The 15711-nt window shown below is 67.7% G+C and carries 11 protein-coding genes and 1 other RNA gene; 4 read left to right on the forward strand and 8 right to left on the reverse strand.

Annotation, left to right across the window (positions count from 1 at the left end):
- From AB1824_08555 to AB1824_08575, 5 genes are all read right to left on the reverse strand, one after another.
- Positions 1–743 (reverse strand): SPFH domain-containing protein (locus AB1824_08555; GenBank protein MEW5765017.1); only part of this gene is annotated, 743 nt, incomplete at its 3' end.
- A 99-nt stretch (positions 744–842) separates the two neighbouring features.
- The gene (locus tag AB1824_08560) at positions 843–1313 is read right to left on the reverse strand and encodes a hypothetical protein (protein MEW5765018.1); all 471 of its coding nucleotides are present in this window, start codon (positions 1311–1313) and stop codon (positions 843–845) included.
- A gap of 47 nt (positions 1314–1360) precedes the next feature.
- Positions 1361–2050, reverse strand: coding sequence for a DUF5343 domain-containing protein (locus AB1824_08565; protein ID MEW5765019.1), 690 nt, complete (start codon positions 2048–2050; stop codon positions 1361–1363).
- Positions 2051–2104: 54 nt separating this feature from the next.
- Positions 2105–4768 (reverse strand): preprotein translocase subunit SecA, encoded by a 2664-nt coding sequence (secA, locus tag AB1824_08570; protein ID MEW5765020.1) that lies wholly within the window; start codon positions 4766–4768, stop codon positions 2105–2107.
- A gap of 70 nt (positions 4769–4838) precedes the next feature.
- Positions 4839–5744: a M23 family metallopeptidase gene (locus AB1824_08575; protein MEW5765021.1), complete on the reverse strand. Its 906-nt coding sequence runs from the start codon at positions 5742–5744 to the stop codon at positions 4839–4841.
- Positions 5745–5879: 135 nt separating this feature from the next.
- Here AB1824_08575 and rnpB point away from each other — a divergent pair.
- The 4 genes from rnpB (at position 5880) to AB1824_08595 (ending at position 8992) form a co-directional block, all read left to right on the forward strand.
- An RNA gene (rnpB, locus tag AB1824_08580) (RNase P RNA component class A) lies at positions 5880–6246 on the forward strand.
- Positions 6247–6413: 167 nt separating this feature from the next.
- The gene (gene lepB / locus AB1824_08585) at positions 6414–6923 is read left to right on the forward strand and encodes a signal peptidase I (protein ID MEW5765022.1); all 510 of its coding nucleotides are present in this window, start codon (positions 6414–6416) and stop codon (positions 6921–6923) included.
- Positions 6920–7414 (forward strand): hypothetical protein, encoded by a 495-nt coding sequence (locus AB1824_08590; protein MEW5765023.1) that lies wholly within the window; start codon positions 6920–6922, stop codon positions 7412–7414. Before lepB ends, AB1824_08590 begins: the two co-directional genes overlap by 4 nt.
- A gap of 57 nt (positions 7415–7471) precedes the next feature.
- Entirely contained in the window at positions 7472–8992 is a 1521-nt protein-coding gene (locus AB1824_08595) for a serine hydrolase domain-containing protein (GenBank protein MEW5765024.1), read from the forward strand.
- Here the strand turns inward: AB1824_08595 and AB1824_08600 are convergent.
- From AB1824_08600 to AB1824_08610, 3 genes are all read right to left on the reverse strand, one after another.
- Positions 8934–9863, reverse strand: a complete 930-nt coding sequence (locus AB1824_08600) for an acyltransferase (protein MEW5765025.1) — start codon at positions 9861–9863, stop codon at positions 8934–8936. The two genes, AB1824_08595 and AB1824_08600, sit on opposite strands and share 59 nt — an antisense overlap.
- A 174-nt stretch (positions 9864–10037) precedes the next feature.
- The gene (locus AB1824_08605; protein MEW5765026.1) at positions 10038–12299 is read right to left on the reverse strand and encodes a DUF5916 domain-containing protein; all 2262 of its coding nucleotides are present in this window, start codon (positions 12297–12299) and stop codon (positions 10038–10040) included.
- A 161-nt stretch (positions 12300–12460) separates the two neighbouring features.
- Complete coding sequence (locus AB1824_08610; protein MEW5765027.1) at positions 12461–15586, reverse strand: DNA polymerase III subunit alpha; 3126 nt, start codon at positions 15584–15586, stop codon at positions 12461–12463.
- Between the last annotated feature and the right edge of the window lie 125 nt (positions 15587–15711).

Genomic DNA, 15711 nt, shown 5'->3' on the forward strand with positions numbered 1-15711 from the left:
GCCTCCTCCATGGACTTGGCGGCCTTGAACTGCATGTAGGCCCCCATGTTGCCCACGGCGGCCATGCCGCTCCGCTCGTCCACGACCTTCTGCACTTCCTCGGGGGGAGTGATGGCGCCGATGAAAAAGTCCACGAGCTCCAATCCGTACTTGGCGAAATCGTCCCTCACGCGGGACTTCAGCGCCTCGGAGAACTCGTCGTACAGGCGCGCGAGGTCGAGGATGGTCTTCAGGTTCTCGCCCAGGACGTCGTTGAGCCTCGCGACGATCATGTCCTTGGCGTAATTCTCGACGCCTTCGGAGGTCTGGACGCCCTGGCTTCCCACGATGGTGTTGATGAAGAGCTGGGGGTCCCGCACCTTGGTGGCGAACTTTCCGAAGGCGCGGAGGCGGATCATCTGGAATTCCGAGTCGCGGAAGAGAACGGGTTCTTTCGTGCCCCACTTCATGTCGGTGAAGACTTTGCGGTTGACGTAGTACACGTCGGCCCGGAAGGGGGAGGTGCCTCCGAAGGGCATGTTCACGTACTTGTTCAGGAGCGGGAGGTTGAGGGTGGTGAGGGTGTGGCGCCCAGGCCCGAAGACGTCCAGGGCGCGGCCGTCACGGAAGAACACCGCCCACTGGCTCTCCTGAACCACCAGCTGGGCCCCCAGCTTCAGTTCGCCGCCCATCTCGTGGCGGTGCACCATCTCCTTGCCGGTGTCGTCGAGCCATTCGATCACTTCCAGGTATTTCGTCGCCATGGGTCACTCCCATACCCGATTCGCTTCCCCGGGCCTGAATGGTGGATGCTCCGATCCGAGGGCCTTCCAGGCGCACCCCACGCGCCGGTGCGGCCGGGACTATCCCTTCTCCCAGAGGTTCCTGCGCTCGGCCAGGAGACCTTCGAGGGCAACCACCGCGTTCATGCCCGATCGGGAGAGTCCGAGGGCATCGGCGGCGGCGGACTCCAGAGCCTCCACGGCTTCGAGGATCTTCAGGTCGTGGGCGTAGAGGGCCTCCAGTTCCGCGTCACCGATCTTGACCTGGTCGAACAGACCCGTGTACCCGTAGGAGGCGAAGCGCACCGAGTCGGCGGCACCCTGGAGCTTCCGGTGGAGGAGCCCCAGGTCGTTGAGAACCGCGAGCTGGCCCGCGTTGGTCGCCTGGAGCTTGGCCGACTCGACCTGGTCCCGGACGCGGTCGAGCCTGGCGGCCAGGTACTCCCTCAGGCGCTTGTCCGTGGTGCGCCGGTCCTCGCGGGCCCTGTACCCGGCCAACCCCGGAATGATGTCCGCGATCCGCTCGAGGAAATTCTTCTCGCTCCGCAGCATGGGATACCCTCCTCCTCCCCCTCGCGGGGGGGTCCGCGGGAGAACGCTCAGTGCTTGTCGCCGGACTTCTTCATGAGGTGGATGGCCCGGTTCGCCGTCCGGATCATCCGCATGATGTCCTTTTCGGTCGTGTACTTGGTCACGTGAAGGTTCAGAACGATCTGGTAGCCCGCGTGGCGGACCCTCAGTTCTTCCTCGCCCGAGAGGGGGCGCCGGGCGAGGAGGGTGTCGGCGCCCTCGTCACCCTCCTCCAACTCCCCTCCGCGCGGAGCGGCCGCCGCGGCCTCCTCGCCTCGTTCGCGCGGCGCCACCAGGATGAGGCCGGATTCCTCGAGAAGGGTCTGGAAGACGGGGAAGGCCGAACTCGTCACGCGGTCGCTCAGGTCGTACACCTCCTGGAAGCGGAGGCGGAGCTCGTCCTGGGAGCGCAGGGGCAGTCCGACGGCCGCGAAGAAGTCCTCGTACGCCTCCCTGAGGATCTTCTGCTGGGCCTCCCGATCGGGCTGTTCGCGGTTGAACGCGGCGTGCTTTCCGGTGAGCCGGTCCTCCTCGTCCAGGATGCCCAGGAACCGCAGGGCCGCGAGGGCGGGATAGGTCCAGTGGGAGGAAAGGCCGCGCTTGTGAAGTTCGTCTTTGGAGAGTATGTCGCCCGCCTGGTGGGCCTGGACGTGGTCCAGGATGGCCCGAAGGCCTTTACGGGGTACGTAGGGCGGCGTGCCAAGGGCCTTTCGCGTCATGGGCGCTTCTCCGCAGTCAGGGCACGGTGAGCCTACCAGCGGGGATGGGGTGCGTCAAGTGCCCGCCCCGCAACATTTCTTGTACTTCTTCCCCGACCCGCAGGGGCAGGGGTCATTGCGGCCCACCTTCTCGCTCTTGCGGACGGCGGGCTTGGCGGCGGGCTTCGCCTCCTTCTCCGGTGCGGAGTAGGAATAGGCCTGCTCGCGCCGGGCGACCTTCCTCTCCTCCTGCTGGAGGACGGGCTCCAGGAGGAAGAGGTACCGGACGATCTCCTCCTCCGCGCGGTCCATCATCGCGGAGAACAGCTCGAAGCCCTCCCGCTTGTATTCGACGAGAGGATCGCGCTGGCCGTAGGCGCGGAGGCCGATGCCCTCCTTCAGGTGGTCCATGGAGAGGAGGTGGTCCTTCCACTGATTGTCGATGACCTGGAGCATCACGAGGCGCTCGTACTCCCGCATCATCTCCGGGGGCAGCCTCCGCTCCTTTTCCTCGTACTTGGCGGAGTAGGCCCGCTCGATCCGCTCGCGCAGTTCCGCCCTGGGGATTTCGTTCGGATCGATCCCCGCGGCGGCGAGGTCGAGCCCGAAGTAGTGCCGGATCTGGGTCTTCAGGCCCTCTACGTCCCAGTCGCCCCCGCCGCTCTCCTCGGAGACGTACTGGTCGAGGATCCAGTCGAGGAGCATGCCCGCCGTTTCGAAGAGGTAGTCCCGGAGGCCCTCCTTGGCGAGGATCCTCTTCCTCAGTCCGTAGACCGAGGTCCGCTGCTTGTTCATGACGTCGTCGTATTCGAGCAGGTGCTTGCGGATGTCGAAGTTCCGGGCCTCCACGGAGGTCTGCGCGCGCTCGATGGACTTGGTGACCCACGGGTGTTCGATGGGCACGCCCTCCTCCATCCCGAGGCGGCCCATCATGCCCTTGAGCCGGTCTCCTCCGAAGAGGCGCATGAGGTCATCCTCGAGGGAGAGGTAGAAGCGCGAGGACCCGGGATCGCCCTGCCGGCCGGAGCGTCCCCTCAGCTGGTTGTCGATGCGGCGGGACTCGTGGCGCTCGGTGCCTAGGATGTGGAGACCCCCGAGGGAAACGACTTCCTCGTGCTCGCGAGCGCAGATCTCCCGGAACTGGGCCAGCATGCGCGTGTACTCCTCTGGGTGGAGCTCGGGGTCGGCCTTGGTCCTGGCCAGCCCCTCCGGGTTGCCCCCCAGGAGGATGTCGGTGCCCCGCCCGGCCATGTTCGTGGCGATGGTGACGGAGCCCTTGCGGCCCGCTTGGGCCACGATCTCGGCCTCCTTCTCGTGGTACTTGGCGTTGAGCACGACGTGGGGTATGCCGCGCCTCTTGAGGAGCGCGCTCATCTTCTCGCTCTTCTCGATGGAGATGGTGCCCACGAGCACGGGCTGGCCCTTGTCGTGCAGCTCCTGGATCTCGTCGGCCGCCGCCTCCCATTTCTCGGGCTCGGTCCGGTACACGAGGTCGGCGTGGTCCTTGCGGATCATGGGCTTGTTGGGCGGGATGACCACGACGTCGAGCTTGTAGATCTTGTCGAACTCCGCGGCTTCCGTATCCGCGGTGCCGGTCATGCCGGCCAGCTTCTCGTAGAGCCGGAAATAGTTCTGGAAGGTGATGGTGGCCAGCGTCTGATTCTCCTGCTGGATCTTCACCCCCTCCTTGGCCTCGATGGCCTGGTGGAGGCCGTCGCTCCACCGCCTTCCCGGCATGACGCGGCCGGTGAACTCGTCCACGATGAGGATCTCCCCGTCCCGGATCATGTACTCCACGTCCCGGTGGTAGAGCTTGTGGGCCACCAGCGCCTGGTTGAGGCAGTGAAGGATCTCCATGTTGGCTGGATCGTAGAGGTTCTGCAGGTTCAGGGTCTTCTCGCAGCGCGCCACGCCCTCCTCCGTGAGGACGGCGGTGCGCTGCTTCTCGTCCACCGTGTAGTCCCGCTCCTTTTGCAGGAGGGGGATGACGCTGTTCGCGGCGTAGTACTTGTCGGTCCTCTCGTCGGAGGGGCCCGAGATGATGAGCGGCGTTCGGGCCTCGTCCACGAGAATGGAGTCCACCTCGTCCACCAGGGCGAAGTGGTGGCCTCGCTGGACCATGTCCTCGAGGCGGTACTTCATGTTGTCGCGGAGGTAGTCGAAGCCGAACTCGTTGTTTTGGCCGTACGTGATGTCGCACGCGTAGGCGGCCTGGCGCTCGGCGTTCCCCATTTCCTGCTGAATGCACCCGACCGTGAGGCCGAGGAAGCGGTAGACCTGCCCCATCCAGTCCGCGTCGCGCCGGGCCAGATAGTCGTTCACCGTGACCACGTGGACGCCGCGTCCCGTGAGGGCGTTGAGGTAGACGGGGAGCACGGCCACGAGCGTTTTTCCTTCGCCGGTCTTCATTTCGGCGATCTTGCCCTGATGGAGGACCACGCCTCCGATGACCTGAACGTCGAAGGGGCGCATCCCCAAGGCCCGCTTGGCCCCCTCTCGCGCCACGGCGAAAGCCTCGGGCAGGACCTGATCCAGCGCTTCCTGCTGGGAGAGCCCCTCGGCGAGAAGACCCTGGATTCGGGTCTTGAACTCGGCGGTCTTGTCCCTCAGGGCTTCGTCGCTGAGGCCGACGAGGCGCGGCTCCCACTCGTTGACGGCGAAGACGGTGGGCTGGATGGCCTTGATGTCGCGTTCGTGCTTGGTCCCGAAGATCTTGGCGAGGGCCGAATCCAAAAACATGGGGAGGTCTCCCGGTCAGAGGAGCGGGGCGAAGGGGGCGTCGGCCGGTAGGGGGCCGGCGATGTTCGGATCAGAAGAGAAGGTACCGCTTGGGGTTGAGGGCACGGTCGTTCTTGCGGACTTCGTAGTGAAGATGGGCGCCGGTGCTGCGTCCGGAGGACCCCACGTTGCCGATTCGCTGCCATCTCCGCAGGGTCTGGCCCGGCTTGACCAGGATCTTGGAGAGGTGAGCGTAGCGCGTGACCATTCCGTTTCCGTGGCTGATGTCGACGGTGTTGCCGTAGCCCCGCTTGTATCCAGCGAAGACCACCACCCCCTCCGCGGCGGCCGAAACGGGGCTACCGAAGGGCGCCGAGATGTCGATGCCTTCGTGGTATTCGGGCATCCCGTCGAAGGGGTCCTGCCGCGCTCCGAAGGAGGAGATGATGAAGCCCTTGGTGGGCCAGATGGAGGGAGTGCGCGAGAGGTTCTGGAGGTGGGGCTCCAACGCCGCGGAGAGCTGCTGGGTCTCCTCGCACATCGCGTCCACGTCGCCCTTCAGGGCGTGGATCTGTTCGGCCAATTCTCCCACAACGGCGGATTGCGGGGCCGGCCGCGCGGAGGGGGAGGGCCCTCCCACTCCGGACTTGGAGGGAAGCCGAAGGTTCTGCTGCCGGGCCAGCTCCTCCATCAGCGAGAGCTGGTGCTCGCTTCGGTTCAGGCGGTCGCGCGTCTGGTCGAGGACCCGGCTCAGGTCCGAGAAGGCCGCCCGCAACTCGTGCTCTTTGGACGAGAGATCCAGGTTCTTCTTCACGAGGGACCCTTGCCAGGCCGCCAGGATGAGGAAGGCCAGGGTCCCCAGGAGAAGCGTGCCCACGACCCCGCCGAGCACCGTGAGATGCCGCTTGACCTGGATCCATTCCAGGACGCGGTTGTGGACGGGCTTCCCGTCCTCACGGAGCACGACGACGTGGTACCGCCTTCTCTTCCTCTTCATTCCACCTGCCTGGAGAGAAAAATTCCCCCCTGAAGAACCCCTGTCACGAGACCGAACTTACCATCATGCTTTTCCCCGTGTCAAGGCCGGCAACTCCTGTTGACGCCGGGGCTTGCATGACATACTGTTGGGGCTGGAGGGGACCGGGCAGCCGCCGCGCGTGCGGAGGAAAGTCCGGACTCCACAGGGCAGCGAGCCTGCTAACGGCAGGGCGGGGTGACCCGACGGAAAGTGCCACAGAAAACAAACCGCCAGCGGCCGCCCACGGGCGGTGCGGGCAAGGGTGAAACGGCGGGGTAAGAGCCCACCGCGGACCTGGTAACAGGGACGGCACGGTAAACCCCTCGCGGAGCAAGGCCAAATAGGGAGGCGTCCGAGGCTGGCCCGGCCGAGGCCTCCGGGTAGGCCGCTCGAGGCCGTCGGCGACGGCGGTCCTAGAGGAATGGCTGCCCCCTCCGGGAAACCGGAGGGACAGGATCCGGCTTACAGGTCCCCTCCATGAAACCGGATCGGGAGCGGTCCCCGGCCCTTTCGGCGGGGGCTTCCCGGTCTTCCCTGGCACTCCAGCCCTCGCCTGTGCCGTCCGGTTCCTCCCTCGGGCCTCCGGCACTCAGGCCCTGATGCCCGCTGCGGTTTCATCCGGACGGCCATTTGGGCTATCCTCGCGCCATGAGGATCCTCGAGGGTCATCCGCGGCTGAAGGCCTTCCTTTTTCCCCCGATGAACGCGGCCTTCCTCATCCGCGCCTCGGCGGTGGCCCTCTTCTCGGCCCTCTTCTTCGGCTTTGTCCTGCGGCCCTTCGTCGTCCGCGGGGAGAGCATGGACCCGACTTACCGGGACGGGACCTTTCATTTCCTCCTGAGGCCGTACTACCTCTTCTCCGCGCCGGAGCGCGGCGACGTGGTGGCCGTCCGTCTGGCGGGGGAGCGGGTGCTTCTTCTCAAGCGGGTGGTGGCCCTCGCGGGGCAGGAAGTTTCCTTTCGGGGTGGAACCCTCTTCGTGGACGGCGTCGCTCAGGAGGAGCCCTACGTGAAGGGCCCCTGCGACTGGGACCTGCCGCCCCGGCGCGTGGAGGCGGGCAAGGTGTACGTGGTGGGCGACAACCGGAGCGTGCCCATGGAGCAGCACGATTTCGGCCAGGTCTCCGTTCATCGTCTGGTGGGGAGGCCCCTGTGGTGACGGCGCGAAGGCTGGCCGCCGCATGCGCGGTCCTCGCGGTGGGGTGGGGACTCTGGTACGCCTTCCCCACCCGCGCGAGGCAGGTCAAGCGCGTCTTCAAGGCCCTGTCCAGCGCCGCGGAGAAGGACGGCCCCGAGGGCGCCGTCGTCATGGCCGCCGCGGCCCGGAAGATCTCCACCTTCTTTGCCCCGGAATGCCGCGTCGAAGCCGAAGCCTACCGGTTGTCGGGGACCGTCTCCCGGGAAGACGTGATGCGGTACGCCTTCGCGGCGAGGGAGCGGGCGCGCGTTTCGTCGCTGCGCTTCTACGACCTCCGGGTCGTCTTCGGTCCGGAGGGAGACGCGGTGGCGGAGGCGACGGTCCGCCTGGAGGGAACCTCGGAGGCCGGAGACTCCTGGCGCGAGGTCCACGAAATCCGGTGCGTCCTGCGGAAGGCCGATGGAGAGTGGGTCTTCGCCGAAGTGGTCCTCGTGGACGTCCTGGAGCGCTGAACGGGCGTGCGACGGTTTCGTCCCGCGCCGCATCCCCTTGGATGGAAGGAGGATCCCATGCGCGCCGCTCGAACGGCCCTGGTCCTGCTGTCGTCGCTTTTCCTGTGCCGTTCCTCCGCCGCCCAGGCGCCCGCCGCGCATCTGCCGGATACGCTTGCCGGGCGCTGCGCTGGCGCGTACCTGGAGGCCTTCAACGGGGAAGACGAGGCCGCCCTCCGGACCTTCTTCGAGACCTGCATGGTGAAGGACTTCCCCTCCCGCAGGCCGCTGAAGGACGCCGTGGCGATGACCCTCGGCATCCGCGCCCAGACGGGCCGCCTCTCCCTCGAGCGGGTCTCCACGTCTTCGGAGACCCTCCTGGGTCTTCTTCTCAAGAGCGAAAAGGACGGATGGGTCGAGTTGACCTTCCGGCTCTCCACCGCGGAGCCCGGCCGGTTCGAGGGGATCCTGTTCGACGAGGCCGAGCTGCCGGGGTCAGGCGAGGCCCGTCCGGAAACCTTGTCCGCCCTACCCGGGGCCGTCTCGGCCCTCCTGAAGTCCCGCTGGGAGACGGGGGAATTTTCCGGTGTGGTCCTCGCGGCCGTGGGAGACCGGGTGGTCGTCCACGAGTGCGCGGGCCTCGCGGACCGTTCCTTCGCGGTTCCCGTCACGAGGGACACGAAATTCAACCTCGGATCCATCAACAAGCTCTTTACGCGGATCGCCGTGGCGCAGCTCGCCGAGAAGGGCCGCCTCTCCCTCGACGACACGGTCGGAAAAATCCTTCCCGACTATCCCAACCCGGAGGTGGCGGCCCAGGTCACCGTGAGGCACCTGCTGGATTTCACCTCCGGAATGGGCGACTTCTTCGGGGAGAAGTTCGACGCGATCCCGAAGGACCGGTTGAGGGACAACCGCGATTACCTTTCCCTGTTCGCGGCCGACCCGCTCCAGTTCGAGCCGGGGACCTCCCGGCGGTACTCCAACGCGGGGTATGTGGTTCTGGGCCTCATCGTCGAGAAGGTCTCGGGGAAGAGCTATTACGACTACATCCGGGAGAACATCTACGGGCCGGCCGGGATGACCGACACGGACTCCTTCGAAGCCGATGTCCCCGTGGCCAATCTGGCCGAGGGTTACACCCGCAATTGGGGCGGTTCCGAGCATGCCGGAGAGCCCCCCCGGTCCAACATTTACTCGCGGCCCGCCCGGGGGAGTTCCGCGGGAGGGGGCTACTCCACCGCGCCCGATCTGTTCCGGTTCGCCGGCGCGCTCAAGGCGGGAAGACTCCTCGGACCCGATTTCACGCGCTGGGTCCTGGGCGGGCCTGAGCCGGGCAGGCCGGAGAGCGGCCCCGGGGGGCAGGAACCGCCGAGCCTGGTCGTGGCCGGCGGGGCGCCCGGCATCCATGCCTTCCTCGCGATGGAGGGAGACCTCGTGGTCGTTTCCCTGGCCAACCTGGACCCGCCCTCGGCGGGCAACGTGGGGCGGAAGGTCCTGAACTGGCTGCGGAACGTGGAAGGGAGTTCCGGGGATCCGGTCAGGCCGGCTGGGGAGGGGCCGAAAGGAATCCCGCCTCCTGGCGCAGGCGCTCGATGAGGGCGTCCTTGCGGGCCCAGAGTTCGCGGACCCACTCCTGAAAACGCTCCCGCAGGACCGGGTCGTCCAGGTAATCGCCCCGGCTGAACTCCTCGGGGATCTCCAGGCGCTCCACGTGGACGACGATCTTCCGGAGCTTGCCCGATAGGAGGTCCCAGAGCGTGGGGCTCTCTTTCGGGTACACGATGGTCACGTCGAGAAGGTGGCGCATCCGGTCCCCCATGGCGGCCAGGACGAAGGCGAGACCTCCGGCTTTGGGCCGGAGCAGGTGCCGATAGGGCGATTCCTGGAGGGCGTGCTTGGCACGTGAGAAGCGTGTCCCTTCGAGGAAGTTCAGGATGGTCACGGGGACTCCGGCGAACCGCTCGCAGGCCTTGCGGGTGGTCTCCAAGTCCTTTCCGCGCTTCTCCGGATGTCTCTCGAGATAAGACCGGGAATACCGCCGCATGAAGGGGTAGTCCAGGGCCCACCAGGCGCCGCCGAGAAGCGGGACCCAGGCCAGGCTGCGCTTGAGGAAGAACTTCGGGAAGGGGATGCGCCGGTTGAAGATCCTCTGCAAAACCACGATGTCCACCCAGGAGCGGTGGTTGCAGGACACGAGGTACCAGCCCTTCCGGGTGAGCCCCTCCACTCCGCGGACGTCCCAGTGGATCCTCTGGGTCAGAGAGAGGCCCCAGTTGTTGAAGGTCGTCCAGGTCTCGGCGATGGCCGTGATGGCCCTGGTCCAGGCCCTCCTCCATCCGCGGAAAGGCAGGAGGATCTTGAACAGGGCCATGATATAGAGCGGAAGACTCCAAAGGACCGTGTTGCCCACGAAAAGAAGGAAGACGAGGGGACCGAGGAGCCAGGAAGGGAGAAAGGCCAGAACCATTGAACCTCCGAGACTCCCCCCCCCCGGGTGCCATGGCGGCGCCGAGTGCTTAATCGTATCACATTTTCGGCCCGCCCGGAACGCGGTGGGGGAGTGGAGCCTGCATGCCCGGAAGTGCTTCTCGGCCGGCTTTTCCACGCCCGGCTCCGCGCGGGGTTCCCGGCGTTCCTTCGACTAGCGCTGGAAGGCGTAGCTGACCTTGAAGAAGACCTGTCTCCCGGCCTTGAGGCGGGCGCCCGCGGGGTCCAGCACCTGGTTGTCGCCGGCGCCGACGTAGAGGACCGTCTGCCAGTTGAGGCGGTAGGCGTACAGGACCGACGAGGAGAGGGCCCCGCTCCTTCGCGGAACGGCGTAGGGGTGGAGGCGCGGGTCCTGGCGCACGTCTTCGTACTGGACGATGGCCCTCAGGAACGCCTTGGACGACAGGATGTACAGGGCCTTGAGGCGGGCCGTCTGGGCCGTGAACAGCCGGCCCTTCAGGCCGTAGCGCTCGCTGTCCACCCATTGCCTGGCCCCGTCGAATTGGAGGGTGAGGTGATCGGTCGGGCGCACCGTGGCCGAAAGGTGGACGTCGGCCCCGCTCCCCGTGCGGACGTTGGCGTAGTCATACTGGCCGCCCACCGTGCCGTGGCAGGAGAGGCGCGCGAGGAAGGCGGAGGGGGAGAGGCTCCCCTCGAAATACACCACGGAGCGGCGCAGGAGGACGTCGCCGACGCGCACAGCGTCCCGGTTGAAGTAGATGGACCCGTAGAGACTGCGCTTGCCTTGTACGAAAAGGCCGGGCCAGAGGTGTCGCTCCAGAAGGTCTCCCTTTCGGTCCCAGTAAGCGCTGGCCACGAAATCGGGGACGATCTTGTTGAAAAAGCCCTCCTTGGGGTAGAAGATCGGCCCCGCGTCGATTCTCGCGCTCCGGTACCCGACCCGCGGGACGTAGCCGTTGTCCGCGCGAAATCCGGCTCCCACGTCTTCGTAGCGAAACACCCCGTAGTAATTGCGGGCCTCGCGGGCCCACTTGAAGTGGGCCGCCGTTCCCGACATCTCCCGCCCGTCCCAGAGGGCATCCAGGTCCGGGCGATCGGGCGTGCGGGTGCGGGAGTAGAGGACCTGGAGGGCCAACGTGTCCCGATCCGTGGGCCTCCACTGGAAGTCGGGGCCGAGGAGACGGTTGTAGCTTCCGTCCTCGTTCTCCCGGCCCGTGACGAGGAGTCCGGCGAAGGACCGGCCTAGACTGCGCCGGATGCGGGCGACGGCCGCCGTGGAGGAGAAGTCCTGCGGAGCGAGGGTCGAGTACTGGGGTCCGGGGAGGATCACGCTGCCTCCGCCCCGGTCCTCGGCCACGAGGAGCGTGTATTCCGTCCCGTCGATCTTTCCCGTGGAGCGCACGCCCCACTTGGGGTCCGTGATGGTGCGCGTGTACACGGCGTCGAGGGGCGTGTCGAGGAGGTCCACACCCTCCATGAAGAAGGGCCGCTTCTCCGGGTAGAAGAGGGCGAAGCGCTGGTTCACCGAAATCTGCGCCGCGTCCGATTCGACCTGGGAGAAGTCCGGGTTTACGGTGAGGTCCAGGGCGTGGTCGGCGCTCGGCATCCATTTCACGTCGAGCCCCGCGTCCCAATCCGTCTCGCGGCGGGAGAGCGGCCCGCCGGGCCCGCCTTCGGGCTTCCAGTCTCCTTGCCCAGAGACGTAGGGGGCGGCCACCCAGTGGGCCCCCGTGGGCAGGCCCTGGAGGCCCTCGACGAGGGCCGCCTGCGCCAGGAGGGAATTGTTGTCCCTCGGAAGGGGGCGGCTGAACATCTGGTAGCGGAACTCCCGCGGACGGTTCCGGTAGACGAGAAGGCGCCACGTGGGGGAGGAGCCGGTGTACCGAAGGCTCGCGAAGGGGAGGGCCATCTCCACCTGCCAGCCGGATTCGGTGATTCGGCCGGCGGAATCCCAGAAAAGGTCGGGCGAGAAGTCCTCGTTGCCGTTGGCGTCGTTGATCACGCCGTCGTCGTGGATCCCGCGCGGGTTCACGAAGAGCTCGAGGGCCGAACGCCCGTCCCCCCGCGTGTCCAGCATGATTCCGGCGAAGTCCTGGTCCGAGTACACGTTGTCGCGGTCCACGTAGGGAGCCCGGATGGAGGAGGGGTCGGGATCATCGCAGCGGATGGCCACGTAGAAGTTCTTTTCGTCGTAGGTGACCCACGCGGTCGTGCCCACTTTGGGGGGGACGTTGTCCCCGGGGTTGGTCTCGAAGAACTCCGCGATCTGCGCCGCGTCCTTCCACCCGGGATCCGAGAGGTCACCGTCCACGCGGATGGCTCCCTCCGTCCTCCGGATCCGCAGGACGTGGGATCCGGCCGGAGCGTCGGAGGGCGTCCCCGCGTGGAGCCCGTGGGCCAGGGCGGAGGTGAAGAGAGCGGCGGAGAGGAATCGCTGGAGTCGGCGCGTCGTCATGGTGGAATCCCCCTGTCGGCGGGGGGTGCCCCCCCCTCGCGGCACTGTACGGAAAAGGCGCGTTCCGGGTTTCCGCGCCGTTGCGAAGACGGCCCCTCCCCCGTTCCGAGCGCTCTTTCCGCCTCCCCGCTTCTCAGTCCCCCTGTCTCCCGATTCCCTCCTTACGCCGCTCCCTCGGCCTCGGCGGGCTCGGCGACGGCCCGGCGCACGGCCACGCCCCGCACGGCCCAGGCCTTCTCCACCGTGAGGGTGGGGCTCCCGCGGCCCGCGTCCACCACGCCCTCGACCACGAGGGGCCGCCCCGAGGTGATGAGATCGCCGAAGCGCCGGTAGGCCTTGGGAAAGAAGGAGACCTCCGCGAGGCCCGTGGGGTCCTCGAGGGTCACGAACGCCATGGCCTCACCGGTTTTCCGCGTGGGGATGCGCTTGTAGACGATGGCCTGGCCCCAGACGCGGATGCGCTCTCCCGCGCGGTCCCCCAGCTCTTTCGCGTTCACGTAGTCGCGCGCGGCCGCCCAGTCCATCATGGGCGTCAGCGGGTGGGCGGTGACGGCGTACCCCAGCGCGCGGACTTCCCCGGAGAGCGTCTCGGCGAGGGAGAGGCCGAAGGCGGAAGGCGGAAGGCGGAAAGCGGAAGGCGGAAGGGACAAGGCGGCGGAGCGAAGGTTCGCCAACAGGGCGCCGCGACTGGTCCCGAAGGAGTCGCACGCCCCCGCCCGCACGAGCCCCTCCATCTCCGCGGGGCTCACCCGGCGGCGCAGGCGCGCGCGCAGGTCCTCGAAGGAGCGGTAGGGCCCCTCGCCGCGCTCCTCGAAGAGGGCGTCCAGGGCCGAGGGCCGGAGGCCCCGGAGGGTGAAGAATCCGCACCGGAGCAGGTCGCCCTTTCCGGCGAAGTCCATTTCCGAAGCGTTCACGTCGGGGGGGAGGATGGAAAGACCCCAGCGCCGAGCCTCCTCCACGTAGGCCGCGGTCCCGTAGAAGCCCCCCTGGTTGTTGATCAGGGCGGCGAAGAACTCGGCGGGGTGGTGGGCCTTGAGGAAGGCCACCTGGTAGGAGAGCTGGGCGAAGGACGCCGAATGCGCCTTGCAGAAGGCGTAGCCCGCGAAGGACCGGATCTGTCCCCACAGCTCCTCGAGCGTCTCCTCCGAAAGGCCCCTCGCGCGCCCCTTCTCGAAGAAGGCCCCCGCGAGGGCCTCCATCTCGCGCCGGCCCCGGTACTTTCCGCTCATGGCCCGGCGCAGGAGGTCCGCCTCGCCGAGGGTGAGGCCGACGAACTCGTGGGCCACGCGGATCACGTCCTCCTGGTAGACCATGACGCCGAAGGTCTCCCGCAGGATCGGCTCCAGGCCGGGCGCGGCGTAGGCCGGCGGCTCCTCGCCCAGACGCCGGCGCACGTAAGCCTCCATCATGCCCGATTCGGCCACCCCGGGCCGGATGATGGAGGAGACCGCCGTGAGGTCCGGGAAGGTGCGCGTCCTCAGGCGTCTCAGGAGCTGGCGCATGCCCGGGCTCTCCACGTAGAAACAGCCCATGGTCCGGCCCTCGGAGAGCGCGTGGTTGGTCTTGAGGTCGCCGTAGGTGCGCTCGGGCGGGAAAACGGGCGGCTCCTTTCCCGTATGGTCCCGGACGGCGGCCACCGCGTCCGAGAGGACGCCCAGGGAGCGGTTCCCCAGAAGGTCGATCTTGATGAGCCCGAGGGCCTCCACGTCGAACATGTCGCACTGGGTGATGGCCACGCCTTTGGCGGCGCGCTCCAGCGAGAGGCGGCGGGTGAGGGGCACGGGTGACACCACCACGCCGCCGCAGTGGACCGAGAGGTGGCGGGGTAGGCCGTCCACCCACCGCGCGGCCTCGAGCACCTCCCGCCAGGGGTGTTCACCCAAGGGCGCCCCCCGGGCCTCTGGGCGGGCGCGGAGGGCCTCCTCGAAGCGATCGAAGGAGGTGTGGGGGACGGCGCGGGCGAGGACCGAGACCTCCTCGCCGGGTACGCCCAGGGCCTTGGCCATCTCGCGGAAGCCCGAGCGCGCCGAGAAGGTGTTGTGGGTGGCGATCATGCAGACATTGCCATCGCCGTACGTGTCGTACACGTGGCGGATGACGTGGTCCCGCTCGCGCCAGGAGAAGTCCAGGTCGATGTCCGGCGGGTTGCGCCGCTCGGGGTTCAGGAAGCGCTCGAAGTAGAGCCCCTCGGCCACGGGATCCACGTGGGTCATGGCGAGGGCGTAGGAGACCAGGCTCCCCGCCCCCGAACCCCGGCCGATGTTGGGAATGCCCTGGGAGCGGGCGAAGCGGACGATGTCCTCCACCACGAGGAAATACCCCGCGAAGCCCATGCGGACGATCACGTCCAGCTCCCGCTCGAGGCGCTCCAGGTAGGGCAGGGCGACGTTCCGCACCCGCCGGGCGAGGCCCGCGTAGGAGAGGGCCCTCAGCCGTCCCGCCTCGGTCTCGCCGGCGGGAAGGGGGGGATGGGGGAGGAGCCACTCGCCGAGGGGGAGGGCCACGCCGCAGGAGGCCGCCAGTTCGCCCGCGGCGTCGAGGGCCGCCGGGTCCCGTCCGAAGCGCCCCCGCGCCTCCGCCGGGGCGAGAAGGTGCTCCCCCGGCCCCGCCTCCGGGGGACGGTGCTTGGCCGCCCGAAGGAGGCGGTGGACGGCGTAGCCCGAGGGATCGGGAAAATAGGCCAGGGGCGCGGCGAGGAGGGGGAGCCCCAGCCACCGGGCCGCCGCGCGGGCGCCGGGGTCGGCGCACGGGTCGCCTGACAGGCGGGCGAAGAGGCTCCCGGGTTCCGCCCCGGCCTTCTTCAGGGCGAAGAGGAGGGCCGGGTCCGACGCCAGGAGCGCCACGCGGCCCCCTTCCGTCGCCGCCGCGCACTCGGCCGCCCGGTCGAAGCGGTCGGATTCGAGGTTCCGGCGCGTCACGAGGCCGCAGAGGCGGGCGTACCCTTCCAGATCCCGCGCGAAGGCGAACAGGGAAGATTTGTAATTGGGGATTTGGGATTTCGGATTGGAAGAGACGGCCCCGGAAGAGGCTACATGGTTTCTGCGCTCCCCAAATCCCAAATCCGAAATCCGAAATGTCCCATCCGTGATCTCCGCCCCGAGGACGGGATGAAGCCCCGCCGCCTTCGCCGCCTTGTAGAAACGGACTGCTCCGTAGAGGCCGTCCCGGTCGCACAGCCCCGCCGCCGCGTACCCCTTCCGGGCGCACGCCTCGGCCCACCCCTCGGGTGTGAGGGTCCCCGAGTAAAAGGTGAAGGCCGAGCGGTTCACCAGCGGCGCGAACTCCATGGATCTCCTCTGGCGGGGCGGGGGGCGGCCCCACATAGAATATAGTCAAAAATGACCATTTATCAACTGCGACAAAAGAGTCACAAGAGAGTTGTTTCTGCCGGGGGATGGGCCCGCCGGCCTTG

It is taken from the genome of Acidobacteriota bacterium (assembly GCA_040752915.1).
Classification (GTDB): domain Bacteria; phylum Acidobacteriota; class UBA4820; order UBA4820; family DSQY01; genus JBFLVU01.

Excerpts from the sequence above, each read along its gene's own strand:
- AB1824_08560 (MEW5765018.1), bottom strand. The coding sequence starts at position 1,313 with ATGCTGCGGAGCGAGAAGAATTTCCTCGAGCGGATCGCGGACATCATT.
- AB1824_08565 (MEW5765019.1), bottom strand. The coding sequence starts at position 2,050 with ATGACGCGAAAGGCCCTTGGCACGCCGCCCTACGTACCCCGTAAAGGC.
- secA (MEW5765020.1), bottom strand. The coding sequence starts at position 4,768 with ATGTTTTTGGATTCGGCCCTCGCCAAGATCTTCGGGACCAAGCACGAA.
- AB1824_08575 (MEW5765021.1), bottom strand. The coding sequence starts at position 5,744 with ATGAAGAGGAAGAGAAGGCGGTACCACGTCGTCGTGCTCCGTGAGGAC.
- lepB (MEW5765022.1), top strand. The coding sequence starts at position 6,414 with ATGAGGATCCTCGAGGGTCATCCGCGGCTGAAGGCCTTCCTTTTTCCC.
- AB1824_08595 (MEW5765024.1), top strand. The coding sequence starts at position 7,472 with ATGCGCGCCGCTCGAACGGCCCTGGTCCTGCTGTCGTCGCTTTTCCTG.
- AB1824_08600 (MEW5765025.1), bottom strand. The coding sequence starts at position 9,863 with ATGGTTCTGGCCTTTCTCCCTTCCTGGCTCCTCGGTCCCCTCGTCTTC.
- AB1824_08605 (MEW5765026.1), bottom strand. The coding sequence starts at position 12,299 with ATGACGACGCGCCGACTCCAGCGATTCCTCTCCGCCGCTCTCTTCACC.
- AB1824_08610 (MEW5765027.1), bottom strand. The coding sequence starts at position 15,586 with ATGGAGTTCGCGCCGCTGGTGAACCGCTCGGCCTTCACCTTTTACTCG.